This is a genomic window from Streptomyces pyxinae (assembly GCF_024756275.1).
Taxonomy (GTDB): domain Bacteria; phylum Actinomycetota; class Actinomycetes; order Streptomycetales; family Streptomycetaceae; genus Streptomyces; species Streptomyces pyxinae.
Window position 1 is genome coordinate 71,310 of the sequence record NZ_JANUGQ010000008.1, and the last position, 23,993, is coordinate 95,302.

Sequence of the window (23,993 nt, forward strand, 5' to 3'; positions counted from 1 at the left end):
GGGACCTCACGGGGAACCCGCCGAATGCCGCCGGACACCGCCCGTACGCCCCCGGCCCCCGGGCCCTCGCCCCCCCGGGCCGCTGCCTCCCGGGCCCTCCGTCTCCCGGGCCCTCCGCCCCCGGGGCCAAGCGCCCTTCGGGCCCACCGCCCCGGCCACGGCCCCCCCGGGCCCCCGGGGCTCGTCCTCCCGCCGGTTCAGTCCTTCAGCACCAGCGCCTGCCCCGCCACCACCAGCAGCACCTGCTCGCACTCCCCGGCGACGGCGGCGTTCAGCCGGCCCAGCTCGTCCCGGAACCGCCGGCTCCCCGCGTCGGCCGGTACGATCCCGGCGCCCACCTCGTTGGTCACCGCCACGACCGTACGGGGCGTGGCCCGGACCGCCGCCACCAGCTCGCCGACCCGCTCCCGCAGCTCCCGCTCGCCGCCCTTGGCCCAGCGCTCGTCGTCCCAGGCGGTCACCCGGTCCATGGCGTCCGTCAGCCAGAGCGACAGGCAGTCGATCAGCAGCGCCGGACCCGCGCCGCCGAGCAGTTCCACCAGCTCACAGGTCTCCTCGGTACGCCAGGAGGCCGGCCGGCGCTCCCGGTGCAGGCGGACCCGGCCCGCCCACTCGGCGTCCCCGGCGCGGGTGCCGCCGGTCGCCACGTACACCACCTCCGGGCAGGCCGCCAGCCGCCGCTCGGCCTCCAGCGACTTGCCGGACCGCGCCCCGCCGGTGACCAGGGTGCGCCGGGGCGCCGCCGGGGGTTCCCGGTACGCCCCCGCCGTCAGCGTCGTCCCGTCCGGCACCGCCCGCGCCCCGTACGCCGCCAGCCGCCGGTCCAGCTCCCGCGCCTGCGGCACGTCGTGGTCCAGGTGCGCGGCCACCACGTCGGTGCCGGGACCGACCGCCCCCACCGCCCGGAGCCGCGCCAGCCCGTCCGGGCGGTGGGTCACGTCCGCGACGACCGTGTCGTACGGGCGCGGCGGCCCGGACACCCCGGCGGGGGCGCCGCCCGGCGGCAGATAGAGCAGCCGCTCCCCGTCCGGCGAGGTCACCTCGTACCCGGTGCCGGGCGCGTCCATCGGCACCGCCCGCACCCGGTGGCCGCTGATCAGCGTCAGCTCCCGGCCGTCCGGCACCCGCCCGGCCGCCGGCAGGCCCGGTGGCAGCTCCACCGCCGGCCCGTCGTGCGGATGCGTCAGCAGCACCTGCCGTACGCCGCCCAGCGACCGCCCGGCCCGCGCGGCGGCCAGCGGGGCGCCGGGGGTGAGGTCGAGCAGCAGCGCACCGTCCACCAGTAGCGCGGTGGCGGCCCGGGCCGAGGCGCCGCGTGCGGTGGCACAGCCGGCGCAGGGGCAGTCGGGTCGGGGGAGCCCGGCGGGAGCGCCGGTGCCGAGCAGAGTCAGTTCCACCCGATGATCCTCCCGCGTCCCCGCGACCGGTGCGCGCCCGGCTACGCTGCGGGCAGCAAACCGATCATCCGGTGAACCCTGGGAGGCCCCGATGGTGTGGACGTGGCGGTTCGAGAAGTCCGACGGTACGGAGGTCCAGCCGGCGGTCCAGCCGGAGGAGTTCACGACCCAGGGGGACGCGGAGTCCTGGATCGGGGAGACCTGGCGGGAGCTGCTGGAGGGCGGCGCGGCCCAGGTCACCCTCTACGAGGACGGCGCGAAGATCTACGGCCCGATGAGCCTGGACGCCGAAGCCGCCCAGTAGCCCCGGCCACCGGTGGGCGGGGCCCGGCCCACCCGGGCCCGAGCCCCGCCCACTCCGCCGCGCCAGGTCCCGGTCCACGCGCCCGCCCTGGCTCTCCGGGCCCGGGGCCGCCCGCCCGGTCTCCGGTGCAGGTTCCCCCGAGCCGGGCCCACTCGTCCGCACCCGGGCTCGCGCCGGGCCCGAGGGCCGCCCCGGTCCACCCGGGCCCCGCCCGCTCCACGCGCCCCGGCCTTCCGGGCCTGGGACCACCCGCCCGGTCTCCGGCACAGGCTCCCCGGAGCCGGGCCCCGTCCACGCACCCGCCTTGACTCTCGGGGCCCGGGGGCCGCCCGCCCGGTCTCTCCGGCGCAGGCTCCCCGGAGCCGGGCCCACTCGTCCGGACTTCGGGCCCGGGCCCAATCGTCCGGACCCGGACCCGAAGGACACCCACGCCTCAGGAATCGCGCCCCGCAAGGCGCCCGGCCCGAAGACCGCCCCGCGCCCGCGAGGCTCCCGGTCCCCGGCAGGTCGCCGTCGCCTCCGTCCCGGACCCTTCGGAAGGCGTCTCGCCCGGGCGGCTCCGGCCGCCGGTTCCAGGACCGACGGGGGCTCCGGTACCGGCTGAGGCCCCTCGGGCACGGGTCTCGTCCGTGCGCGGGGCCGCGTCCCGCGCTACGGAGGGCGGGCGCCACCCGCCCCGGCCGCCGCCGTCGGGGGGCACCGGGCTCCGGAAGGGGCCCGGCCCCCGCACCGCCCCGGGCCCGGGCCCCGTCCTCACATCTCGCCCAGCGTCACCGTCACCGTGTGCTCCCGGTCGTCCCGGTCGTAGACCACGGCCACCCGCTCGTCGGGCTTGCGCGGGGCCAGGGCCTCCAGCAGGGAGGTGATGGTGGTGATCGGGGCGTCCCCGAGCCGCTTGATCACATCGCCGGACCGGAGCCCCGCCCGCGCCGCCGCCCCGCCGGACTCCGCCGCCACGATCGCGACGCCCTTCGGCTGGTAGTTCCGGCCCAGCACCGTGCGGCCCTCGATGTCCAGCGCCGCCCGGCCGGAGTCGGTCACCCGGCCGTGGCGCACGATCTGGCCGGCCACCGTACGGACCATGGAGGACGGGATGGCGAAGCCGATGCCCGGCGCCGCGCTGCCGAGACCCGGGTCGGCGGCCGCCAGGGTGGGGATGCCGATGACCTCGCCGGAGAGATTGACCAGCGCGCCCCCGCTGTTGCCCGGGTTGATCGCGGCCGAGGTCTGCACCATGTTCCCGAGCGTCGCGCCCCCGCCGCGCTCGGGACTCTCGCTCACGGTCCGGCCGGTGGCCGAGACGATGCCCTGGGTGACGCTGCTGGACAGCCCGAGCGGCGACCCCATGGCCAGCACGATCTGGCCCACCTCCACCTTCGAGGAGTCGCCCAGCGTCGCGGGCCGCAGCCCGGTGGCCGAGCCCTCCACCTTGATCACGGCCAGGTCCTGTTCCGGGTAGCTGGAGACCAGCCGGGCGGTGAGCGGCCGGCCGCCGGTCGCGGCGGTGACCCGGAACGTCCGCTCGCCCCCAACCACATGGGCGTTGGTCACCACATGGCCCCGGGAGTCGAACACCACCCCGGACCCCAGGCTCCGCCCCGCCTCGATCTGCACCACCGACGGCAGGACGTCCTTGATCACGGTCCGGTACGCGTTCTCCAGATCGGCCGCCGGACTCGGCGCGGCCGCCGCCCGGGTCGCGGCCGCCGCCGGGGCCCGGACCGGCGCCGCAGGCGACGAACAGCCGGCCGTCCCCGCCAGCAGGACCACCCAGGTCAGTACGGTCACGGCGGCCGGCACGACCGGCGGGACGGCGGCCCGGGTCACCCCGGCCGGCCGGAAGAGCACACGAAGGTCACCCATGCTCGGAGTATCCCGGCCACCGGCCGCACCGGCCCGTCCGGAGGGTCCGATCAGGTGCGGTCAGGTGCGATCGGCTCCGGCCGGAGCCGGCCGGCCAGGGCCCGACACTCGTCAGGGGCCAACCGGCCCCGGTCACGTCCGGCCGGGTCAGCCGGTCCCGGTCAGGGTCGCGTCCGGCCGGGTCGGGTCACGGGCTCAGCCCCGTACCCCGCAGAGATGGAGCAGCGCCGCCACCCGGCGGTACGGCTCGGTGCGCCCGGCGCGGTCCTCGGCGGCGAGCAGCCGCTCCAGGTCGACGGCGGCCGGGAGGCCCTGGTCGGGCGGGACGTTGTCGGTGAAGACCCGCACCCCGTACCAGGCGTGCAGCGGGGCGGCGATCCCGGCCAGCGTGGCCGTCAGGCTCTCCAGCCGGTCCGCCCGCACGGTCCCGCCCGGCCGGTCGGCGCGGGCACCGGTGTCGAACGCGGCCAGCGCGCCCGCCCAGTCCCCGGCGAGGCCCGGCCGCAGGGCCAGGGCGTCGGCGTTCCGTACCACCAGGGAGAGCAGGCCGCCCGGGGCCAGCATCCGGGCCAGCCCGGCGAGCAGCGGGTCCGGCTCCTCCACGTACATCAGCACCCCGTGGCAGAGCACCACGTCGAAACTGCCCGGCAGGAAGTGGACCCCGGTCTCCCGGCCGTCCCCCTCCACCAGCCGCACCCGCTCCCGGATGCCGGCCGGCTCACCGGCGAGCGCCTCCCGGGCCGCCTTGAGCAGCCCGGCGTCCGCCTCCATGCCGGTGATGGTGTGCCCGGCGCGGGCCAGCCGCAGCGCCTGCGCGCCCTGGCCCATGCCCACATCGAGTATCCGCAGCCGCTGGCCCACCGGATAGCGGCCGGCTATCTGCTCGTCGAGCTGGCGGGCGACGATCTCCTGGCGGACGGTGTCGCGCAGCCCGCCGGGCCACTCCAGCCACTCGTCGGCGGCCGGGTCCCGGGGCCCGCCGGCCCGGTCCCGGGCCGCGTCGTCCAGCGCACCCCGGAAACCCGCGGCGCCGTCCGCGTACGCGTCCGGCCCGGCGCCACCGCTCCCGGGGCCCGCCCATCCGGCGGAGTCGCCGGTCAGGGCCGCTCCCCGCGCTTGACCTTCGGCTTCGGCAGCCGCAGCCGCCGGATCTGGAGCGAACGCATCAGGCCGTACGCCACCGCGCCACGCTTGGGCGCGTCCGGGAAGCGCTCCCGCAACTGCTTCTTCAGCCGGAAGGCGACCCCGATCGAGTCGAGGACGATCAGCACGATCACCCCGAGCCAGAGCGTCAGCGCGATGTTCTGGAGCTGCGGCACCTTGATCATGGAGAGGACCAGGATCACCACGGCGAGCGGCAGGAAGAACTCCGCGACGCAGAAGCGGGAGTCGATGAAGTCGCGCACGAACCGGCGCACCGGGCCCTTGTCCCGGGCGGGCAGATAGCGCTCGTCACCGCTGGCCAGGGCCTCGCGCTGCTTGGACAGGTCCGCGCGGCGCGCCTCGCGCTGGCGGCGCATCGCCTCCTTGCGGTCCATCGGCGCCGACGAGGCGCGGCGGCGCTGGGTCTGGGCCTCACTCCGCTTCGGGGTCGGGCGGCCCTTCGGGGCCTGGGGGTCGCGGGGCTGCTTGGAGAGGTCCGCCGTCACCGATGCGGTGGGGGCCTTCTCATCCTTCGTACGGCTACGGAACACAAAGCCCAAGGGTACGGGGTCGCCCGTGGCGGCCCCAGCCCCTCCGGGAACGATCCGGCAACGGCCCGCGTCCCCCATACCAACTCCACCCCGGGGTCCTCTACTCCCTGGGCCGGACGCACGGCCGCGGCCAGTCGTTCTTGGGGAGGAGCGCATCCGTATCGGAACAGTGCGGTAATGGAGGCAGGGCCCGTACTGTGGGTCCTGTTGGAGTGCCGGAGCCGAGTCCGTCAGAAAAGGGGGCGCGCGAAGCCCATGAGCGGTGTGATGAAGCGTATGGGGATGATCTTCCGCGCGAAGGCAAACAAGGCCCTGGACCGGGCCGAGGATCCGCGCGAGACCCTCGACTACTCGTACCAGAAGCAGCTGGAACTGCTCCAGAAGGTCCGCCGGGGCGTCGCGGACGTGGCCACCTCCCGCAAGCGCCTCGAACTGCAGCTGAACCAGCTCCAGGGCCAGTCGGCCAAGCTGGAGGACCAGGGCCGCAAGGCGCTGGCGCTCGGCCGCGAGGACCTGGCCCGGGAGGCGCTCTCCCGCCGGGCCGCGCTCCAGCAGCAGGTCACCGACCTGGAGACCCAGCACCAGACGCTCCAGGGCGAGGAGGAGAAGCTGACCCTCGCCGCCCAGCGCCTCCAGGCCAAGGTCGACGCCTTCCGCACCAAGAAGGAGACGATCAAGGCCACCTACACCGCGGCCCAGGCGCAGACCCGGATCGCGGAGTCGTTCTCCGGCATCTCGGAGGAGATGAGCGACGTCGGTGTCGCCATCCAGCGCGCCGAGGACAAGACCGCCCAGCTCCAGGCGCGGGCCGGCGCCATCGACGAGCTGCTCGCCTCGGGTGCCCTGGACGACCAGTCGGGGCTGGCCAAGGACGACATCCAGGCCGAGCTGGACCGGCTCTCCGGCGGTACGGACGTCGAGCTGGAGCTCCAGCGGATGAAGGCCGAGCTGGCCGGCGGCTCCTCCCAGCAGGCCATCGAGGGCGGCGCGGCCTCGCCCCAGGCCCGCCCGCAGGACCAGTCCCAGCAGACCGGCCGCCCCCGGTTCGACAAGCAGTGACCGGTAGCCACCAGCAGTGATCGAGCAGTGACCGAGCGGTGCCGATGACCGGAAGGACGGCGTCATGATCGTACGGATCATGGGGGAGGGCCAGGTCGAGCTGACCGAGGCCCATGTCCGTGAGCTGGACGCGCTCGACGACGAGCTGCTGGCCGAGGTGGAGCGGGGGGACGGCGACGGCTTCCGCCGCACCCTGGCCGCTCTGCTCGACCGGGTCCGCGCGCTCGGCACCCCGCTGCCGGACGACTCCCTGGAGCCGTCCGGGCTGGTCCTCCCGGCCCCGGACGCCACCCTGGACGAGGTCCGGACGCTGCTCTCCGACGACGGCCTGATCCCGCCGCCCGCCTGACGGCCTTCCGCCGGCCGACGGTCCGTTCCGCCTCGGGCCTCCGTCCCGGGCCTGACGGCCTGCTCCGGCCTCCGGCCCGACGGCCTGCTCCTGCCCCGGACCCGGCCCGGTGGCCTCTCGGCAAACGGCCGCTCCCGGCCCTACCGGCGCTCCCGCCGTACGCCTCCACTCCGGACCACTCCGCGCCACTCCACATCCGCCGAGCCCCCGCCCCGCCCGGGACGGGGGCTCGGCGCTGCCGGTCGCCGGGCCTGGCGCCCCCGGGCCCGAGAGACATCCGGCCCCGGGCCCCGGCGCGTACCCGGGAGGCCTCCGCCCCCACCCGGTTCCGGCACCGGTGGGTCCGTCTGAGTCTGTCTGGGTCCTTCTGGGTCCGTCTGGGTCCGGCCACCCCGTACCGTTCTGGACGTGACCTCCCTCGGAACCGGCATGGCCCGCGGCCGGTGCTGGCTGCGCGGGCATCCGTTCGCCTTCGACGGTGCCCTGGCGGCCGTCGTGCTCGTCAGCATGGTCGCCGGCTCGTTCGCGGACCCGCACGGCGGCCCGGGCCGGGCCGCCTTCGGGGAACGGGCCCCGTCGCCGCTCGGAGTGGTGCTGATGGTGCTCGCCGCCGCGGCCCTGGTGGGCCGGCGGCGCGCCCCGCTGCCGGTGCTGGGGTTCACCGCCGCCGCCACCGTGGCCCAGCTGGTCACCGGCGACCGGCCGGTGCCCGTGACGACCGCCGCCGTGATCGCCCTCTACACCGTGGCCTCCCGCACCGACCGCCCCACCGCCTGGCGGGTCGGCCTGCTGACCATGGCCGTGCTCACCGCCGCCGCCATGCTCTTCGGCCCGGCGCCCTGGTACAGCCAGGAGAACTTCGGGGTCTTCGCCTGGTCCGGCATGGCCGCCGCCGCGGGCGACGCGGTACGCAGCCGCCGGGCCTTCGTGGACGCCATCCGGGAGCGCGCCGAACGGGCCGAGCGCACCCGTGAGGAGGAGGCGCGGCGGCGGGTGGCGGAGGAGCGGCTGCGCATCGCCCGGGACCTGCACGACGTGGTGGCCCATCACATCGCCCTGGTCAATGTGCAGGCCGGGGTGGCCGCCCATGTCATGGACCGCCGCCCCGACCAGGCCAAGGAGGCGCTGGCGCACGTCCGGCAGGCGAGCCGCTCGGCCCTGGACGAGCTGCGCGCCACGGTCGGGCTGCTCCGGCAGTCCGGTGACCCCGAGGCGCCCACCGAACCGGCGCCCGGCCTCGGGGTCCTGGACGAGTTGCTGAACACCTTCCGGCGGGCGGGCCTCCCGGTGGAGCTGGCCCGGACCGACCAGGGGCTGCGGCTGCCGGCCGCCGTGGATCTGGCGGCGTACCGGATCGTCCAGGAGGCGCTGACCAATGTCCGCAAGCACGCCGGGCCCGCCGCCCGGGCCGAGGTCAGCGTCGTACGGGCGGGCCGCACCATCGAGGTGACCGTGCTCGACGACGGCTCCCCGAAAGCCCCGCCGAGAGCCCCTGCGGCGGCCCGGGACAGCACCCCGAAGGCCCCGCCGGGAACCCCGGCGGCGGCCCGGGACGGCGGCGGGCACGGCCTGCTCGGCATGCGCGAACGGGTGGCGGCCCTCGGTGGCTCCCTCGCCACCGGCCCCCGGTACGGCGGCGGCTTCCGGGTGCAGGCGATACTTCCGGTCACCGACACGGCGGCCCCGGGGGACCCATGACAGACGCACCGCAGGCACCACCAACACCTCAGACACCTCAGACACCGGGAACACCCCAGACACCGGGAACACCCCCCATCCGGGTGCTGCTCGCCGACGACCAGGCGCTGCTGCGGAGCGCGTTCCGGGTGCTGGTCGACTCGGAGCCCGACATGGAGGTGGTGGGCGAGGCGGCGGACGGCGCCGAGGCCGTCGCCCTGACCCGCGCCACCCGCGCCGACGTGGTGCTGATGGACATCCGGATGCCGGGCACCGACGGCCTCGCCGCCACCCGGACGATCTGCGCCGACCCCGGTCTCGCCGGGGTACGGGTGGTCATGCTCACCACCTTCGAGGTGGACGAGTACGTGGTGGGCGCGCTGCGCGCCGGGGCCTCCGGTTTCCTCGGGAAGGGCGCCGAACCGGACGAACTGCTGGGCGCCATCCGGCTCGCCGCCGCCGGCGAGGCGCTGCTCTCGCCCGCCGCCACCAAGGGCCTGATCGCCCGGTTCCTGGCCCAGCCGGAGGCGGGCGCGGAGACCGGGGAGCGGTCGGCGGCGGCCGCCGCGTACGCCGAGCGGCTGGCGGCCCTGACCGGGCGGGAGCGCGAGGTGCTGGTCCTGGTCGGCGGCGGGCACTCCAACGACGAGATCGCCCGGCGACTGGCGGTCAGCCCGCTCACCGTCAAGACCCATGTGAACCGGGCCATGGCGAAGCTCGGCGCCCGCGACCGGGCGCAGCTCGTCGTCACGGCGTACGAATCCGGCCTGATCCGCCCCCGGACATGACGCCGCCCCCGGACACCCTCGGGGCAGTGCCCCCGGGGTGAAGCCCTAGGGGGGAGCCCCGTCGGGAACGACCGTGCGGGGACGGCGGAGGAGCCACGACTACTCCGTTCGCGGTATGCGGCCCACCCGGAAATGGGCCCGGGGACCGAGGGATCCGGCCTCCGCCATGGCCGAAGGTATAGGCGGGCACCAGCCGTCCGCCGACGACCGCCACCACCATCCCGTGGCCACCCCACCGCCGTACCGAGCCGGCCCGCGCCCGTCCGCCGTGCACACCATCAGAAGAGAGACCCCATGTCCTGGCTGTCCAGATTCAGCCTCGCGCAACGGGCCCTGATCGGGCTGATCTCGGTCGTCCTGATCGTCTTCGGGGCGATCGCCATCCCGCAGCTGAAGCAGCAGTTGCTGCCCTCCATCGAACTCCCCATGGTCTCGGTGCTCGCCCCCTACCAGGGCGCCTCCCCGGACGTGGTGGAGAAGCAGGTCGTCGAGCCGCTGGAGAACAGCATCAAGGCGGTCGACGGAATCAAGGGTGTCACCTCCACGGCGAGCGAGGGCAACGCCGTCATCATGGCCAGCTTCGACTACGGGGACGAGGGCACCAAGCAGCTCGTCGCCGACGTCCAGCAGGCCGTCAACCGGGCCCGCGCACAGCTGCCGCAGGACGTGGACCCGCAGGTGGTGGCCGGTTCGACCGACGACATGCCGACCGTCGTCCTCGCCGCCACCTCCGACAAGGACCAGCAGGCGCTCGCGGACGAGCTGGAGCGGACCGTGGTCCCCGCGCTCCAGGACATCGAGGGCGTCGGCCAGGTCTCGGTCGACGGCGTCCAGGACCTCCAGGTCTCGGTCACCCCCGACGACCGCAAGCTGGCGGCGGCCGGACTGACCACCATGGCGCTGGCCGACGCCCTCAAGGCGGGCGGCGCCACCATGCCGGCCGGCTCCTTCTCCGAGGCGGGCAAGAGCCGGACCGTCCAGGTCGGCGGCGGCTTCACCTCGCTCCAGCAGATCCAGGACCTCCGCGTCGCGCCCTCCGCGCCGGGCGCGGCGGGCACCCCGCCCGGCGCCGGTGAGGGAGCCGAGCCGAAGAAGGCCGTCCGGCTCGGCGATGTGGCCACCGTCAAGCAGACCGAGGCCACCCGGGCCTCGCTCACCCGCACCAACGGCAGGCCCAGCCTGGCCGTGATGGCCACCATGGACAAGGACGGCAGCGCCGTCGCCATCTCCGAGGCCGTCAAGGAGAAGCTGCCCGGCCTCCGCCGCGACCTCGGCGCGGGCGCCGAACTGACCGTCGTCTCCGACCAGGGACCTGCGGTCTCCAAGTCGATCTCCGGACTGACCACCGAGGGCGCCCTCGGTCTCGCCTTCGCGGTCGTGGTGATCCTCGTCTTCCTGGCCTCACTGCGCTCCACCCTGGTCACCGCGGTCTCCATCCCGCTCTCCGTGGTGCTGGCGCTGCTGGTGCTCTGGACCCGCGACCTGTCGCTGAACATGCTGACGCTCGGCGCGCTCACCATCGCCATCGGCCGGGTGGTGGACGACTCGATCGTGGTGCTGGAGAACATCAAGCGCCACCTCGGCTACGGCGAGGAGCGCCGGGAGGCCATCCTCACCGCCGTCCGTGAGGTGGCCGGCGCGGTCACCTCCTCCACCCTCACCACCGTCGCCGTCTTCCTGCCGATCGGCCTGGTCGGCGGCATGGTGGGCGAGCTGTTCGGTTCCTTCTCGCTGACCGTCACGGCGGCGCTGCTCGCCTCCCTGCTGGTCTCGCTGACCGTCGTCCCGGTCCTCTCGTACTGGTTCCTGCGCGCCCCCAAGGGCACCGAGGCCGACCCGGACCTGGCCCGGCGCGCGGCGGAGGAGAAGGAGAACCGCAGCCTCCTCCAGCGGGCGTACGTCCCGGTGCTCCGGTTCGCCACCCGGCGCCGGCTCACCAGCGTGGCCCTCGCCCTCGTGGTGCTGTTCGGCACCTTCGGCATGGCCCCGCTGCTGAAGACCAACTTCTTCGACCAGGGCGAGCAGGAGGTCCTGACGGTCAAGCAGAAGCTGGCGCCCGGCACCAGCCTGGAGGCGTCCGACGCCGCGGCCCGGAAGGTCGAGCAGGTCCTCGCCGCCACCGACGAGGTGAAGGACTACCAGGTCACCGTCGGCTCCTCCGGCTTCATGGCGGCCTTCGGCGGCGGCACCGGTGCCAACCAGGCGTCGTACCAGGTGACGCTGAAGGACTCGGCCTCGTACGAGAAGGCCCGCGACCACATCGACGCCGGGCTGGCCGGGCTCAAGGGCATCGGGGACACCACCATCGCGGCCGGTGACGGCTTCGGGAGCCAGGACCTGAGCGTCGTCGTCAAGGCCGCCGACGGGGCCACCCTCCGCAAGGCCGCCGACCAGGTCCGTACCGAGGTGGCCGAGCTCGACGGCGTCACCGACGTCCAGAGCGACCTGGCCCAGTCCGTGCCGAGGATCTCGGTACGCGCCAACGCCAGGGCCGCCGACGCGGGCTTCACCGACGCCACCCTCGGCATGGCGGTCACCCAGGCGGTCCGGGGCACCCCGGCCGGCACGGCGATCCTCGGCGACACCGAGCGGGACGTGGTCATCACCTCGGCCACCCCGGCCCGCACCCTGGACCAGCTCCGCGCGCTGCCGCTCGGCCCGGTGAAGCTGGGCGACGTGGCCGATGTCAGGCTGGTGCCCGGACCGGTCTCCATGACCCGGATCGACGGCTCCCGCGCCGCCACGATCACCGCCAAGCCGACCGGCGACAACACCGGCGCGGTCAGCTCGAAGCTCCAGACCCGGATCGCCGCCCTGGACCTGCCCGCCGGCGCCACCGCCTCCATCGGCGGTGTCTCGGAGGACCAGGAGGACGCCTTCGCCAAGCTGGGCCTGGCGATGCTGGCGGCCGTGGCGATCGTCTTCATGCTGCTGGTGGCCACCTTCCGGTCGCTGGTCCAGCCGCTGATCCTGCTGGTCTCCATCCCGTTCGCCGCCACCGGCGCCATCGGTCTGCTGGTCGTCACCGGCACCGCCATGGGCGTCCCGGCCCTGATCGGCATGCTGATGCTGATCGGCATCGTGGTCACCAACGCCATCGTGCTGATCGACCTGATCAACCAGTACCGGGCCCAGGGCCTGGGCGTGGTGGAGGCCGTGCTCGAAGGCGGCCGGCACCGGCTGCGCCCGATCCTGATGACCGCCCTGGCGACGATCTTCGCGCTGCTGCCGATGGCCCTGGGCATCACCGGCCAGGGCGGCTTCATCGCCCAGCCGCTGGCGGTGGTGGTGATCGGCGGTCTGATCACCTCCACGCTGCTCACCCTGCTGCTGGTGCCGACGCTGTACGCGATGGTCGAGCTTCGCAAGGAGCGCCGCCGCACCAGGCGCGCCGCCCGCCGCGAGGCCGGGCGGACCCCCGCCGAGCCCCGGGAGCCGGTGAAGGTCTGAGAAACCCCGAGGGGGCGCCCCGCTCAATGGCGGGGCGCCCCCTCGGGCGTACCGGCGGAGCCATGTACGGCAACGGCTCCACGAGGCCCTGCCACAGGGCAGGTGCGACAACAGGCCCGCAGGCCCTACGGCAGGGCGAGCATCCGCTCCAGGGCCAGCTTGGCGAAGCTCTCGGTCTCCCGGTCCACCTGGATCCGGTTGACCAGCTTGCCCTCGGCCAGCGACTCCAGCGCCCACACCAGGTGGGGCAGGTCGATCCGGTTCATGGTGGAGCAGAAGCAGACCGTCCGGTCCAGGAAGACGACCTCCTTGTCCGGGTGGGCGTTCGCCACCCGCCGGACCAGGTTCAGCTCGGTGCCGATGGCCCACTTGGAGCCGGCCGGGGCGGCCTCCAGGGTCTTGATGATGTACTCCGTGGAGCCCACGTGGTCCGCCGCCGCGACCACCTCGTGCTTGCACTCCGGGTGCACCAGCACGTTGACGCCGGGGATCCGGGCGCGTACGTCCTCCACCGACTCCAGCGAGAACCGGCCGTGCACCGAGCAGTGGCCGCGCCAGAGGATCATCTTCGCCGCCCGCAGCTGCTCGGCGGTGAGCCCGCCGTTCGGCTTGTGCGGGTTGTAGACGACGCAGTCCTCCAGCGACATGCCCATCTCTCGGACGGCGGTGTTCCGCCCCAGGTGCTGGTCCGGCAGGAAGAGCACCTTCTCGCCCTGCTCGAACGCCCAGTCCAGGGCGCGCTTGGCATTGGAGGAGGTGCAGATGGTGCCGCCGTGCTTCCCGGTGAACGCCTTGATGTCGGCGGAGGAGTTCATGTACGAGACCGGCACGGTCACGTCCGTGATGCCCGCGTCGGCCAGCACGTCCCAGCACTCCGCGACCTGCTCGGCGGTGGCCATGTCGGCCATCGAGCAGCCGGCGGCCAGGTCCGGGAGGACCACCTTCTGGTCGTCCGTGGTCAGGATGTCGGCGGACTCGGCCATGAAGTGCACACCGCAGAAGACGATGTACTCGGCCTCCGGCCGCGCCGCCGCGTCCCGGGCCAGCTTGAACGAGTCACCCGTCACGTCCGCGAACTGGATGACCTCGTCGCGCTGGTAGTGGTGACCGAGGACGAAGACCTTGTCCCCGAGCTTCTCCTTCGCCGCGCGGGCGCGCGCCACCAGGTCCGGGTCGGACGGCGAGGGCAGGTCGCCGGGGCACTCCACGCCGCGCTCGCTCCTGGGGTCGGCCTCGCGGCCGAGCAGCAGAAGGGCGAGCGGCGTCGGTTGCACATCCAGCGGTTGGGCGGTGGTCACGGCACGCACCCTTTCTTCTCAGACACCTTTTCGTCTATTTGACGCTATCTATCATAACCCGCTTCACGTCACTTTGACGATGCCCATAGCGTCGATGTGACGCGTTCGCCGGACGACCCCACGACCACCGGTCACCACCCACTCACGTACACGGGAGTGTCGGCCCAGGCCCGGCCCGCCCGGCCACCCACTCGCGGACAGGGGAGTGTCGGCCCAGGCCCGGGCCGCCCGGCCACCCCGTCACGGACGGATGAGTGACGGCCCGGGGTGGGGCCGTGCAGGGTCGCCCCCGCAGGAGACGGCGGTCATACCCGGCCCACTCATCCCGGTAACGGTTGTTCCGCCGGCTCCGAGGAGGTGAGCCCGGAGGGGCCACGCCCCCACCCCACCGGCAGCAAACAACCCGCACCGCGCAAAGAACCGCAACGCACCCCCCACGGAACCGCGACGCACCCCGGACCCGCACCGCGCACACAAGCGCAACGCCCCACCCACAGAACCGCGACCCACCCCGGACGCGCACCGCGCACACAACCGCAGCGCACCACCCACGGAAGCGCGACCCACCCCGGACGCGCACCACGCACGCAAGCGCAACGCACCGCCCACCAGGCACACCACCCACAGCGGCGCACCGCGCACAGAACCGCAACGCACCACCCACCGAGGCGCACCGGACCCCGCCGTGCCCCGCACGGCAAGGCGGGGCTGGGGCCGACTACGCCACATGTGCGAGCATGAAGAGGTAAGGCACGCGCTCGGCCCGGAATGAATCCGCGGCCCCGCCGGTTAGCACCGTCGGCAAGCAGTCTCCGTACAACCCGGGAGAGAAGCAGATGTCCGTATCGGACGAGAAGACCACTGTCAGCGACGGCATCCTTCTGTCGGACGCCGCCGCGGCCAAGGTCAAGGCCCTGCTCGACCAGGAAGGCCGTGACGACCTGGCCCTGCGCGTCGCCGTTCAGCCCGGCGGCTGCTCCGGCCTGCGGTATCAGCTCTTCTTCGACGAGCGCTCGCTCGACGGCGACGTGGTGAAGGACTTCGGCGGCGTCAAGGTCGTCACCGACCGGATGAGCGCCCCGTACCTGGGCGGCGCCTCCATCGACTTCGTCGACACCATCGAGAAGCAGGGCTTCACGATCGACAACCCGAATGCCACGGGTTCCTGCGCCTGCGGCGACTCCTTCAGCTAGACAGCCGAGTCGCGACCGCACCTCGCGAGGGCGGTGCCCCCGGACGCCGGGAGCACCGCCCTCGCGCATCCCGCCCGCCGGCGGCCGCCCGCCGGCAGCGAGCAACCAGCCACCGGCAGCCGGAAACGAGCAGGTCCCGGTCGATCCACCCCCTACAGTGATCACATGCCTTCCGCACTGATGATCGGTTACGACCCGCAGGCGATACCCGGCACGGACCCGGCCGCCTTCCAGGCCCGGCTGGACCAGGAACTGGCCCGCTTCGGCGAGCACAGGATCGACGCCGCCATGGCACTGGTCGTCCACGGCGAGGAGGCCGAACGGGCACTGGTGACCGCCCTCACCGAGCGCCCCTGGGACGTCGTGCTGGTCGGCGCGGGCATCCGCAAGACGGAACAACTGCTGCCGCTCTTCGAGCGGATCGTCAATCTCAGCCGCCGCCACGCCCCCGCCGCCGCGATCGCCTTCAACAGCGGCGTCGACGACAGCCTGGAGGCCGCCCTGCGCGCGCTGCGGACGGCCTCCTGACCCGTCACCTCCGCCCCGCCGGTACCCGCCCCGGCCGACCGGGTCAGGCCAGCGGCACCCGCTCACCGCTCGCCGCGTCCAGTACCGGACGGGCGCCCAGCGGGGCCTTCAGGGTGACGGTCGCGGTCTGCTCCTTGGCGATCATGACGCAGGCGCGCCCCGGTTCGGTCGGCTTCTCGACCACCGTCAGCCGGACCCGGGAGGCCGTCTCCTCCGCGGTCAGCGCGTACGTGGAGCACACCCCGCCCCAGAAGTGGGCCGTCAGCTTCCGGCCGTCCACCTGGTACGACTGGATCTGCCGCGCCGCCTGTCCGGGCGTCCCGACCTCCGAGGAGCCCGGGTCGCTCGGGCGCGGGGTCCGGCCCGGCGCGGGCGCCAGATGGTCGGGCGCGACCGCCGGATAGGTGATGGTGAACGGCCGCGCGGCACCCTTCGGGGCCACCTCGAACAGCCAGGACGGCACGAGCAACGGGCGCCCGTCGGTGAACGCCGCCGCGAGACCGAACCGCGCCCCGGTCACCGTCACCGTCTCCCGCGCCCCCGGGGCCTTCGGCTCGCAGGGCCTGGCCGGCGCGTCCTCGGTCACGGCCGACGAGTCCCCGGTCACCGCCGGCGCGTCCCCGGTCAGGGCCGGCGAGTCCTTGGTCAGCGGCGCCGGCGTGGCACACCCGGCGATGCCCGCCCCGCCGTCCCCCGGGTCGGCGTTCAGCAGCGCCAGCGCCTCCCTCGCCCCGATCACCGGGTACTCGGCGTCCTCCGCGGGGGCCTTCAGCCGGCCGCTGCCCCCGGTCACCGCGCCGTCCGGGCCGATCCGGAGCCCGGTCGACCAGCCGTACGTCGGCAGCCCGCCCACCACCGGGTCGGCGTTCACCACCCGCTCGGCGCCCATGACCTGGCTCGCGTCCAGTGCCGCGTCCTTCTGCCCGAGCGCCGCCAGCACCGGCGCGGCGGCCCGCTTCGCCGCCTCCTCGCCCACCGGGCCACCGGCACGTCCCGGCACCGCTCCGTCCCGGGCCCCCGGCACCCCGCCGCTGGGGCACTCCTTCCCCTTGAGGCAGTTGTCCCCGGTCGGCCCGGCGGCCGTCCCCGACAGCTGGTACGTCCAGGTGCCGGGCGCCTCCCGGCTCACCCGCAGGCTCGGTCCCGTACCGTCCTTCGCCGGGCCGACCTGCCAGTCCGCGCCCACCGACCGGGGCTCCCCGGTCAGCCCGAGCGCCCGCGCCAGCCGGGTCACGTCGGCGGCGGCCACCGTCCCGCGCGGCCGGTGGACACGGGCCGAGTCCGGGCCCTGGGGCAGCTCACCGGCCGCCCGGTACACCACCCCGCCCGGCGCCGGCTCCCCGGGCGCGATGCCCGGGCCGGGGCTCCCGGTGGAGCTTCCGGGGCTCGCCGCCTCCTCGGTGTGGCCGTCCAGCCGGAGCGGCGGCGGCGCCACCTCCCGCTCCGCGCCCGGCGCGGTCCGGCCGGACCCGTCGTCCGAGGCGGCCACCGCGAACCAGGTCCCGCCGCCCCCGGCCAGCAGGACCGCCGCCGCCACCGCGGCGACCGTGAACCGCGGCCGCCGCCCGCCCTCCCGGACGGAGGCGCCCCGGGGGACCGGCGCCCCGGACTTCTGACGACCCGCGCGCTCCTCGGGTTCAGTCGGCCCTGTCGGATCCGTGCTGCTGCTCACCGCATCGCTCCTTCTCGGCTCCTTCGCCGACCGGTAGGCGGCCGGGAACACCGATCGGACGCGCGACCCGGGCCGCCGGTTCCCCCGACCCGCCGGAACGGCCGGGTTTCAGCCTCCCGGACGAACCACGCGCCCCCGTCCACGGGAACGCGCGACCGCCACCGGAACGAAGATCCGGCCGGCACCACCCACCGCCACCGGTCCACCACAGCCCGGGACCGGCACCGCCCGCCGCCACCGGTCCACCACCGGCCCGAGGGCCGAGCCGAGAACCGGCTCCCCTCAGGCCCCGTATTCCGAGGCCGTCGAGGCGATCAGCCGGGCCGAGTCCGGCGGTACCACCACGCCATGGATACGGGAGGGCTCCACCGGAGCCGGCGCGTCCGCGGCCGGGACCACCCAGTGCGGAGCCATCCGGGCCCCCGCCCCGCGCAGCTCCGCCAGGCTCATCTCGGGCTCCCGCCGCTGGGGCCGCCGGCCGTGGACCGTCCCTTGACTCTCCCTGTAGTTCTCCATGCTCCGCACCGTATGCGCGGAGGCCCGAGCGAAATAGACCTACTATCGGGTAGTTTCGGCCCTTCAGCCGCGCCCCGCCGACCGGATAGCGTGAACCGTCAACGCCGCCTTACCCAGGAGCGCCCAGCCGTGCGAATCGCAGTCACCGGCTCCATCGCCACCGACCACCTGATGACCTTCCCCGGCCGCTTCGCCGACCAACTGGTCGCCGATCAGCTGCACACGGTCTCCCTCTCCTTCCTGGTCGACACCCTCGACGTCCGCCGGGGCGGCGTCGGCCCCAACATCTGCTTCGGCATGGGACAGCTCGGCATCCGGCCCGTCCTGGTCGGCGCGGCCGGCTCGGACTTCGACGAGTACCGGGCCTGGCTCGACCGCCACGGCGTGGACACCGACTCCGTACGGATCTCCGAAGTGCTGCACACCGCCCGCTTCGTCTGCACCACCGACGCCGACCACAACCAGATCGGCTCGTTCTACACCGGCGCCATGAGCGAGGCCCGGCAGATCGAGCTGAAGGCCGTGGCCGACCGGGTCGGCGGCCTCGACCTGGTCCTCATCGGCGCCGACGACCCCGAGGCGATGCTCCGGCACACCGAGGAGTGCAAGACCCGCTCCATCCCCTTCGCCGCCGACTTCTCCCAGCAGATCGCCCGGATGAGCGGCGACGAGATCCGCACCCTGCTGGACGGCGCCACCTACCTCTTCTCCAACGAGTACGAGAAGGGGCTCATCGAGTCCAAGACCGGCTGGTCCGACGAGGAGATCCTGGACCGGGTCGGCCACCGGGTCACCACCCTCGGCGCCCGGGGTGTCCGGATCGAGCGGGCCGGCGAGCCCGCCATCGAGGTCGGCACCCCGGACGAGGAGGCCAAGGTGGACCCGACCGGCGTCGGGGACGCCTTCCGGGCCGGCTTCCTCGCCGGCCTCTCCTGGGGCGTCGGCCTGGAGCGCGCCGCGCAGGTCGGCTGCATGCTGGCCACGCTCGTCATCGAGACCCTCGGCACCCAGGAGTACACCCTGCGCCGGGCCAACTTCATGGACCGGTTCACCAAGACCTACGGCGACGAGGCCGCCGCCGAGGTCCGCGAACACCTGATCTGACCCGCGCTCACCCGCCGGGCGCCGTTCCGGCCCGCCCCGGCCCGGTGTCAGGAGTCATGACGTCCGGCGGACCAGATACGCCGTCCCACGGTCCGCCGGACGCTCGCCCAGATACTCCTGTCCCCGCATCTCGCACCAGGCCGGCACGTCCAGCCGGGCCGCCTCGTCGTCGCTGAGCACCGTCACCGTGCCACCCACCGGTACGTCCCCGAACACCTTGGCCAGCTCGATCACCGGGATCGGACACCGCCGCCCCAGCGCGTCCACCACCACCGAATCCGCCCCTGCCGCCCCGGCTGCCTCGGCCGCCCCGGCCTCGGCGAACGGCGGCGCTCCCGCTCCTGTCGTCCCCGCTCCCGTCGTCCCCCCACTCGTCGTCCCCGCCCCCGCCGGTGCGCCGAACCGCTCCCGCACCCCGGAGACCAGCCCCGGCAGCACCGCCAGGAACCGGTCCACCTCCTCCTCCGGCGTCCCGGCCGGCAGCGACACCCGGACATTGCCCTCCGACAGCACCCCCATCGCCCGCAGCACATGACTCGGGGTCAGCGTGGAGCTGGTGCAGGAGGAACCGGACGACACCGAGAAGCCGGCCCGGTCCAGCTCGTGCAGCAGGGTCTCCCCGTCGACATAGAGACAGGAGAAGGTCACCAGATGGGGGAGGCGCCGCACCGGGTCGCCCACCACCTCGGCGTCCGCCACCAGCTCCGGCACCCGGGCCCGGACCCGGTCCACCAGCTCCCGCAGCCGCGCGCCCTCGGCCGCCGCCTCGGCCCGTACCGCCCGGAGCGAGGCGGCGGCGGCCAGTACCGCCGGGATGTTCTCGAACCCGGCCGCCCGGCCGGACTCCCGCTCGTCCGCCGGCCCCCGGACCGCGAACCGCACGCCCTTCCGTACCGCCAGCAGCCCCACCCCGGCGGGCCCGCCCCACTTGTGGGCGCTCGCCGCCAGCAGCGACCAGCCCGCCGGCACGGCGCCCCAGGGCAGTGACTGCGCCGCGTCCACCAGCAGCGGCACCCCGGCCGCCCGGCACGCCTCCGCCACCTCGGCCACCGGCTGTTCGGTGCCCACCTCGTGGTTGGCCGACTGGAGGCAGGCCAGCGCCGTGGCGCCGTCCAGCTCCGCCGCGTACGCCGCCGGATCCACCCGCCCGGTCCGGTCGACGCCGACCTCGGCCACCGTCCCGCCCTCCGCCGCGTGCGCCTCGGCGGCGTGCAGGACGGCCGAGTGCTCCACCGCCGACACCACCAGCCGCCGCCCGGCCCGCCGCCGCCCGGCCAGCGCCCCGGCAACCCCCGTGTGCACCGCCCGGGTACCCGAAGGGGTGAACGTCAGCTCGTCCGGACGGCACCCCACCGCATCCGCCGCCGTCTCCCGCGCCGCGTCCAGCAGCAGCCGCGCCCGCCGCCCCTCCCGGTACAGCCGCGCGGGATCGGCCCACCCCTCGTCCAGCGCGGCGACCAGCGCCTGCCGCGCGACAGGGTGAAGAGGAACGGAGGAGGCAGCGTCGAAGTAGACCACCCCCTCACGCTAGTCCTCCAGCACCCCCACCCCCAGGCCCACCTGACCCCGGACGAGTCACCCCCGGTCCCGCCTCCTCCGCACCACCCGGACTCCCCCTGTCCATCCACCCCGGTCCACCCCGGTGGGGGTCACCCGGACGAAGTCCGGGGGAGAAGAAGCCTCAAAAAGTTCAGTGCGGCGCGTTGGGCACCCTCCCCGCGCGACCCCAAATAGCGTCCAGTAGGGTTTGGTCCGCATAAACATCCAAACCCCTGCCCGCGCCAGGGCCGGCGACCGACCAGCGAGACGGCCGCAGCCGACCGCGCGGGCGAGACTCTCGGGAAGGCGCTACGTGAGTCCCAACGGCTCCGACCGCTCGTCGCGGCGCCCGATGCGGCGGAAGCTGCCGCAGGTGCTGACTGCGGGCCTGATCCTGGCTACCGCCTCGGGTTGCTCGTACAACTGGGAGAACTTCCCCCGCCTCGGCATGCCCACGCCGGTGACGGAAGAGGCCCCGCGGATCCTCTCCCTCTGGCAGGGCTCGTGGGCGGCCGCGCTCGCCACCGGCGTCCTGGTCTGGGGCCTGATCCTGTGGAGCGTCATCTTCCACCGGCGCAGCCGCACCAAGGTCGAGGTTCCCCCGCAGACCCGGTACAACATGCCGATCGAGGCGCTGTACACGGTCACCCCGCTCATCATCGTCTCGGTGCTGTTCTACTTCACCGCGCGGGACGAGTCGAAGCTCCTGGCCCTCTCGGACAAGCCCGCCCACACGGTCAACGTGGTCGGCTACCAGTGGAACTGGGGCTTCAACTACATCGAGGACGTCGACGGCAAGCCGAACACCTCGGAAACGAAGGCCAAGGAGTTCGACAGCATCCCGGACCGGTACAAGAAGGACTTCCCGGCCGGTGCCGAGGGTGTCTACGAGTACGGCGTCCCGGGTACCCGCAACCCGCAGAACGGCAATCCCGGTCCGACCCTGTGGCTGCCGAAGGGCGAGAAGGTCCGGTTCGTCCTGACCTCCCGTGACGTCATCCACTCCTTCTGGGTCCTGCCCTTCCTGATGAAGCAGGACGTCATCCCGGGCCACACCAATGTCTTCGAGGTGACTCCCACCCGGGAGGGCACCTTCAGGGGCAAGTGCGCCGAGCTCTGCGGCGTGGACCACGCCCGCATGCTCTTCAATGTCAAGGTGGTCTCTCCGGAGCGCTACCAGCAGCATCTGAAGGAGCTGGCGGAGAACGGGCAGACCGGCTTCATCCCGTCGGGCATCGAGCTGACCGACCCGGCCAGGAACTCGGAGACCAACCAACTGTGAGCATCCTCAACGAACCTCAGGGTGCCGCCGCGGCAGCCGACGGCTCGGGTGAGCCGTACGCCAACGAGCTGCCCGTACGGCGCAAGCAGCCCGGCAATGTCGTCGTGAAGTGGCTGACCACCACCGACCACAAGACGATCGGCACGCTCTACCTGGTCACCTCGTTCGCCTTCTTCTGCATCGGCGGTCTGCTGGCGCTCTTCATGCGCGCCGAGCTGGCCCGTCCGGGTACGCAGATCATGTCGAACGAGCAGTTCAACCAGGCGTTCACGATGCACGGCACGATCATGCTGCTGATGTTCGCGACGCCGCTGTTCGCCGGATTCGCGAACTGGATCATGCCGCTGCAGATCGGCGCGCCCGACGTGGCGTTCCCGCGGCTGAACATGTTCGCCTACTGGCTCTACCTCTTCGGCTCGCTGATCGCGGTGGCCGGCTTCATCACCCCGCAGGGTGCGGCCGACTTCGGCTGGTTCGCCTACTCCCCGCTGTCGGACGCCATCCGCTCGCCGGGTGTCGGCGCCGACATGTGGATCATGGGTCTGGCCTTCTCCGGCTTCGGCACGATCCTCGGCTCGGTCAACTTCATCACCACGATCATCTGCATGCGCGCCCCCGGCATGACGATGTTCCGGATGCCGATCTTCACCTGGAACGTGCTGCTGACCGGTGTGCTGGTCCTGCTCGCCTTCCCGGTGCTGGCGGCGGCGCTCTTTGCCCTGGAGGCGGACCGCAAGTTCGGTGCCCATGTCTTCGACGCGGCCAATGGCGGCGCGTTGCTCTGGCAACACCTCTTCTGGTTCTTCGGCCATCCAGAGGTGTACATCATCGCCTTGCCGTTCTTCGGCATCGTCTCCGAGATCATCCCGGTGTTCTCGCGCAAGCCGATGTTCGGCTACATCGGTCTGGTGGCCGCCACCATCGCCATCGCGGGTCTCTCCGTGACGGTGTGGGCGCACCACATGTATGTCACCGGCGGTGTGCTGCTGCCGTTCTTCTCCTTCATGACCTTCCTGATCGCGGTCCCGACCGGTGTGAAGTTCTTCAACTGGATCGGCACCATGTGGAAGGGGTCGCTCTCCTTCGAGACGCCCATGCTGTGGACGATCGGCTTCCTGGTCACCTTCACCTTCGGTGGTCTGACCGGCGTCATCCTGGCCTCGCCGCCGATGGACTTCCACGTCTCCGACTCGTACTTCGTGGTGGCGCACTTCCACTACGTGGTCTTCGGCACCGTGGTGTTCGCGATGTTCGCCGGCTTCCACTTCTGGTGGCCGAAGTTCACCGGCAAGATGCTGGACGAGCGGCTCGGCAAGATGACCTTCTGGACGCTGTTCTTCGGCTTCCACGGGACCTTCCTCGTCCAGCACTGGCTGGGCGCCGAGGGCATGCCCCGCCGGTACGCGGACTACCTCGCCGCGGACGGCTTCACCGCGCTGAACACCATCTCCACGATCAGCTCGTTCGTCCTGGGCCTGTCGATCCTGCCGTTCTTCTACAACATCTGGAAGACCGCCAAGTACGGCAAGAAGATCGAGGTCGACGACCCGTGGGGCTACGGCCGTTCGCTGGAGTGGGCGACCTCCTGCCCGCCGCCGCGGCACAACTTCCTCACGCTGCCGCGCATCCGGTCGGAGTCGCCCGCGTTCGACCTGCACCACCCTGAGATCGCCGCCCTGGGGCAGCTGGAGAACCACGGCCAGAAGGACACCGCGCTGTTCGGTGGCAAGGAGGTCGGCAAGTGAAGATCCAGGGAAAGATGTTCCTCTGGCTGAGCATCTTCATCCTCGCCATGGCCGTGGTCTACGGCCTCTGGTCGAAGGAGCCGGTCGGTACGACGGCGCTCTTCCTGGCCTTCGGTCTCGCGCTCATGATCGGCTACTACCTGGCCTTCACGGCCCGGCGGGTGGACGCCATGGCGCAGGACAACAAGGAAGCGGACGTCGCGGACGAGGCCGGTGAGGTCGGCTTCTTCTCGCCGCACAGCTGGCAGCCGCTCTCCCTGGCCATCGGTGGCGCCATGGCCTTCCTGGGTGTCGCCCTCGGCTGGTGGCTGCTGTACTTCTCGCTTCCGCTGCTGCTGGTCGGCCTCTTCGGCTGGGTCTTCGAGTACTACCGGGGCGAGAACCAGAACCAGTAGCTCCCGCCCTTCCGGCGCCGCGCCGGAAGCCGACCCGCGGCTCGCACGAAACGAGTGGCCCGGCAACCCCCGTACGAGGGTCGCCGGGCCACTCGTTTGGGCTCATCCCGCGTGCCGCTCCAGTCACACATTCCTACGGT

Annotated in this window: 20 protein-coding genes; 12 read left to right on the forward strand and 8 right to left on the reverse strand. The window is 73.4% G+C overall.

What is annotated here, in order from left to right; genetic code table 11:
* Positions 1-197 precede the first annotated feature (197 nt).
* Positions 198-1,397, reverse strand: coding sequence for a bifunctional adenosylcobinamide kinase/adenosylcobinamide-phosphate guanylyltransferase (locus NX801_RS11725; RefSeq protein WP_258787396.1), 1,200 nt, complete (start codon positions 1,395-1,397; stop codon positions 198-200).
* A 91-nt stretch (positions 1,398-1,488) separates the two neighbouring features.
* On the opposite strand from NX801_RS11725, the gene NX801_RS11730 reads away from it, so the two are divergent.
* Positions 1,489-1,701, forward strand: coding sequence for a hypothetical protein (locus tag NX801_RS11730; RefSeq protein ID WP_258787397.1), 213 nt, complete (start codon positions 1,489-1,491; stop codon positions 1,699-1,701).
* Between the two features lie 753 nt (positions 1,702-2,454).
* On the opposite strand, the gene NX801_RS11735 is transcribed toward NX801_RS11730, so the two are convergent.
* From NX801_RS11735 to NX801_RS11745, 3 genes are all read right to left on the reverse strand, one after another.
* Positions 2,455-3,564, reverse strand: coding sequence for a S1C family serine protease (locus NX801_RS11735; RefSeq protein ID WP_258787398.1), 1,110 nt, complete (start codon positions 3,562-3,564; stop codon positions 2,455-2,457).
* Between the two features lie 195 nt (positions 3,565-3,759).
* The gene (locus NX801_RS11740; protein ID WP_428986128.1) at positions 3,760-4,494 is read right to left on the reverse strand and encodes a class I SAM-dependent methyltransferase; all 735 of its coding nucleotides are present in this window, start codon (positions 4,492-4,494) and stop codon (positions 3,760-3,762) included.
* Positions 4,495-4,661: 167 nt separating this feature from the next.
* On the reverse strand, positions 4,662-5,258 hold the full coding sequence (locus tag NX801_RS11745) for a DUF3043 domain-containing protein (protein WP_258787399.1): 597 nt from the start codon (positions 5,256-5,258) through the stop codon (positions 4,662-4,664).
* Positions 5,259-5,513: 255 nt separating this feature from the next.
* On the opposite strand from NX801_RS11745, the gene NX801_RS11750 reads away from it, so the two are divergent.
* The 5 genes from NX801_RS11750 to NX801_RS11770 all read left to right on the forward strand — a co-directional run bounded on the left by NX801_RS11750 (position 5,514) and on the right by NX801_RS11770 (position 12,581).
* Positions 5,514-6,317 (forward strand): PspA/IM30 family protein, encoded by an 804-nt coding sequence (locus NX801_RS11750; RefSeq protein ID WP_258787400.1) that lies wholly within the window; start codon positions 5,514-5,516, stop codon positions 6,315-6,317.
* A 64-nt stretch (positions 6,318-6,381) separates the two neighbouring features.
* A complete protein-coding gene (gene pspAA, locus NX801_RS11755; protein WP_258787401.1) occupies positions 6,382-6,666 on the forward strand; it encodes a PspA-associated protein PspAA in 285 nt (94 codons plus the stop codon).
* Positions 6,667-7,095: 429 nt separating this feature from the next.
* Positions 7,096-8,364: a sensor histidine kinase gene (locus tag NX801_RS11760; RefSeq protein ID WP_428986129.1), complete on the forward strand. Its 1,269-nt coding sequence runs from the start codon at positions 7,096-7,098 to the stop codon at positions 8,362-8,364.
* On the forward strand, positions 8,361-9,131 hold the full coding sequence (locus NX801_RS11765; protein ID WP_428986123.1) for a response regulator: 771 nt from the start codon (positions 8,361-8,363) through the stop codon (positions 9,129-9,131). The genes NX801_RS11760 and NX801_RS11765 overlap by 4 nt, the downstream gene beginning before the upstream one ends.
* A gap of 294 nt (positions 9,132-9,425) precedes the next feature.
* Entirely contained in the window at positions 9,426-12,581 is a 3,156-nt protein-coding gene (locus tag NX801_RS11770) for an efflux RND transporter permease subunit (protein ID WP_258787404.1), read from the forward strand.
* A 125-nt stretch (positions 12,582-12,706) separates the two neighbouring features.
* Here NX801_RS11770 and nadA read toward each other — a convergent pair whose 3' ends face one another.
* Positions 12,707-13,888, reverse strand: a complete 1,182-nt coding sequence (gene nadA, locus NX801_RS11775) for a quinolinate synthase NadA (RefSeq protein WP_258787406.1) — start codon at positions 13,886-13,888, stop codon at positions 12,707-12,709.
* Between the two features lie 827 nt (positions 13,889-14,715).
* Between nadA and NX801_RS11780 the strand changes: the two genes are divergently transcribed.
* A complete protein-coding gene (locus tag NX801_RS11780) occupies positions 14,716-15,072 on the forward strand; it encodes an iron-sulfur cluster assembly accessory protein (protein WP_019885637.1) in 357 nt (118 codons plus the stop codon).
* 165 nt (positions 15,073-15,237) lie between these two features.
* Complete coding sequence (locus NX801_RS11785; RefSeq protein ID WP_258787410.1) at positions 15,238-15,600, forward strand: hypothetical protein; 363 nt, start codon at positions 15,238-15,240, stop codon at positions 15,598-15,600.
* Between the two features lie 43 nt (positions 15,601-15,643).
* On the opposite strand, the gene NX801_RS11790 is transcribed toward NX801_RS11785, so the two are convergent.
* Together NX801_RS11790 and NX801_RS11795 are read right to left on the reverse strand one after the other, a co-directional pair.
* Positions 15,644-17,272: a hypothetical protein gene (locus tag NX801_RS11790; RefSeq protein WP_309505822.1), complete on the reverse strand. Its 1,629-nt coding sequence runs from the start codon at positions 17,270-17,272 to the stop codon at positions 15,644-15,646.
* 282 nt (positions 17,273-17,554) lie between these two features.
* Complete coding sequence (locus NX801_RS11795) at positions 17,555-17,788, reverse strand: hypothetical protein (protein WP_258787412.1); 234 nt, start codon at positions 17,786-17,788, stop codon at positions 17,555-17,557.
* 129 nt (positions 17,789-17,917) lie between these two features.
* On the opposite strand from NX801_RS11795, the gene NX801_RS11800 reads away from it, so the two are divergent.
* Positions 17,918-18,892: a carbohydrate kinase family protein gene (locus tag NX801_RS11800; RefSeq protein WP_258787413.1), complete on the forward strand. Its 975-nt coding sequence runs from the start codon at positions 17,918-17,920 to the stop codon at positions 18,890-18,892.
* Positions 18,893-18,946: 54 nt separating this feature from the next.
* Here the strand turns inward: NX801_RS11800 and NX801_RS11805 are convergent, their stop codons facing one another.
* Entirely contained in the window at positions 18,947-20,410 is a 1,464-nt protein-coding gene (locus NX801_RS11805) for a cysteine desulfurase/sulfurtransferase TusA family protein (RefSeq protein WP_258787414.1), read from the reverse strand.
* A gap of 334 nt (positions 20,411-20,744) precedes the next feature.
* Between NX801_RS11805 and ctaC the strand changes: the two genes are divergently transcribed.
* Genes ctaC through NX801_RS11820 form a run of 3 tightly spaced genes read left to right on the forward strand, consistent with a single transcriptional unit; the run spans position 20,745 to position 23,853 of the window.
* Complete coding sequence (ctaC, locus tag NX801_RS11810) at positions 20,745-21,713, forward strand: aa3-type cytochrome oxidase subunit II (protein WP_258787416.1); 969 nt, start codon at positions 20,745-20,747, stop codon at positions 21,711-21,713.
* Positions 21,710-23,458: an aa3-type cytochrome oxidase subunit I gene (ctaD, locus tag NX801_RS11815; protein WP_258787420.1), complete on the forward strand. Its 1,749-nt coding sequence runs from the start codon at positions 21,710-21,712 to the stop codon at positions 23,456-23,458. Before ctaC ends, ctaD begins: the two co-directional genes overlap by 4 nt.
* Positions 23,455-23,853: a cytochrome c oxidase subunit 4 gene (locus NX801_RS11820; RefSeq protein ID WP_258787421.1), complete on the forward strand. Its 399-nt coding sequence runs from the start codon at positions 23,455-23,457 to the stop codon at positions 23,851-23,853. The genes ctaD and NX801_RS11820 overlap by 4 nt, the downstream gene beginning before the upstream one ends.
* Positions 23,854-23,993 lie beyond the last annotated feature (140 nt).

Bases quoted from the DNA above. Each gene is read 5' to 3' on its own strand.
- NX801_RS11770 (WP_258787404.1), top strand. From the start codon at position 9,426: ATGTCCTGGCTGTCCAGATTCAGCCTCGCGCAACGGGCCCTGATCGGG.
- pspAA (WP_258787401.1), top strand. From the start codon at position 6,382: ATGATCGTACGGATCATGGGGGAGGGCCAGGTCGAGCTGACCGAGGCC.
- NX801_RS11730 (WP_258787397.1), top strand. From the start codon at position 1,489: ATGGTGTGGACGTGGCGGTTCGAGAAGTCCGACGGTACGGAGGTCCAG.
- NX801_RS11795 (WP_258787412.1), bottom strand. From the start codon at position 17,788: ATGGAGAACTACAGGGAGAGTCAAGGGACGGTCCACGGCCGGCGGCCC.
- NX801_RS11765 (WP_428986123.1), top strand. From the start codon at position 8,361: ATGACAGACGCACCGCAGGCACCACCAACACCTCAGACACCTCAGACA.
- NX801_RS11750 (WP_258787400.1), top strand. From the start codon at position 5,514: ATGAGCGGTGTGATGAAGCGTATGGGGATGATCTTCCGCGCGAAGGCA.
- NX801_RS11760 (WP_428986129.1), top strand. From the start codon at position 7,096: ATGGCCCGCGGCCGGTGCTGGCTGCGCGGGCATCCGTTCGCCTTCGAC.
- NX801_RS11735 (WP_258787398.1), bottom strand. From the start codon at position 3,564: ATGGGTGACCTTCGTGTGCTCTTCCGGCCGGCCGGGGTGACCCGGGCC.
- NX801_RS11785 (WP_258787410.1), top strand. From the start codon at position 15,238: ATGCCTTCCGCACTGATGATCGGTTACGACCCGCAGGCGATACCCGGC.
- NX801_RS11780 (WP_019885637.1), top strand. From the start codon at position 14,716: ATGTCCGTATCGGACGAGAAGACCACTGTCAGCGACGGCATCCTTCTG.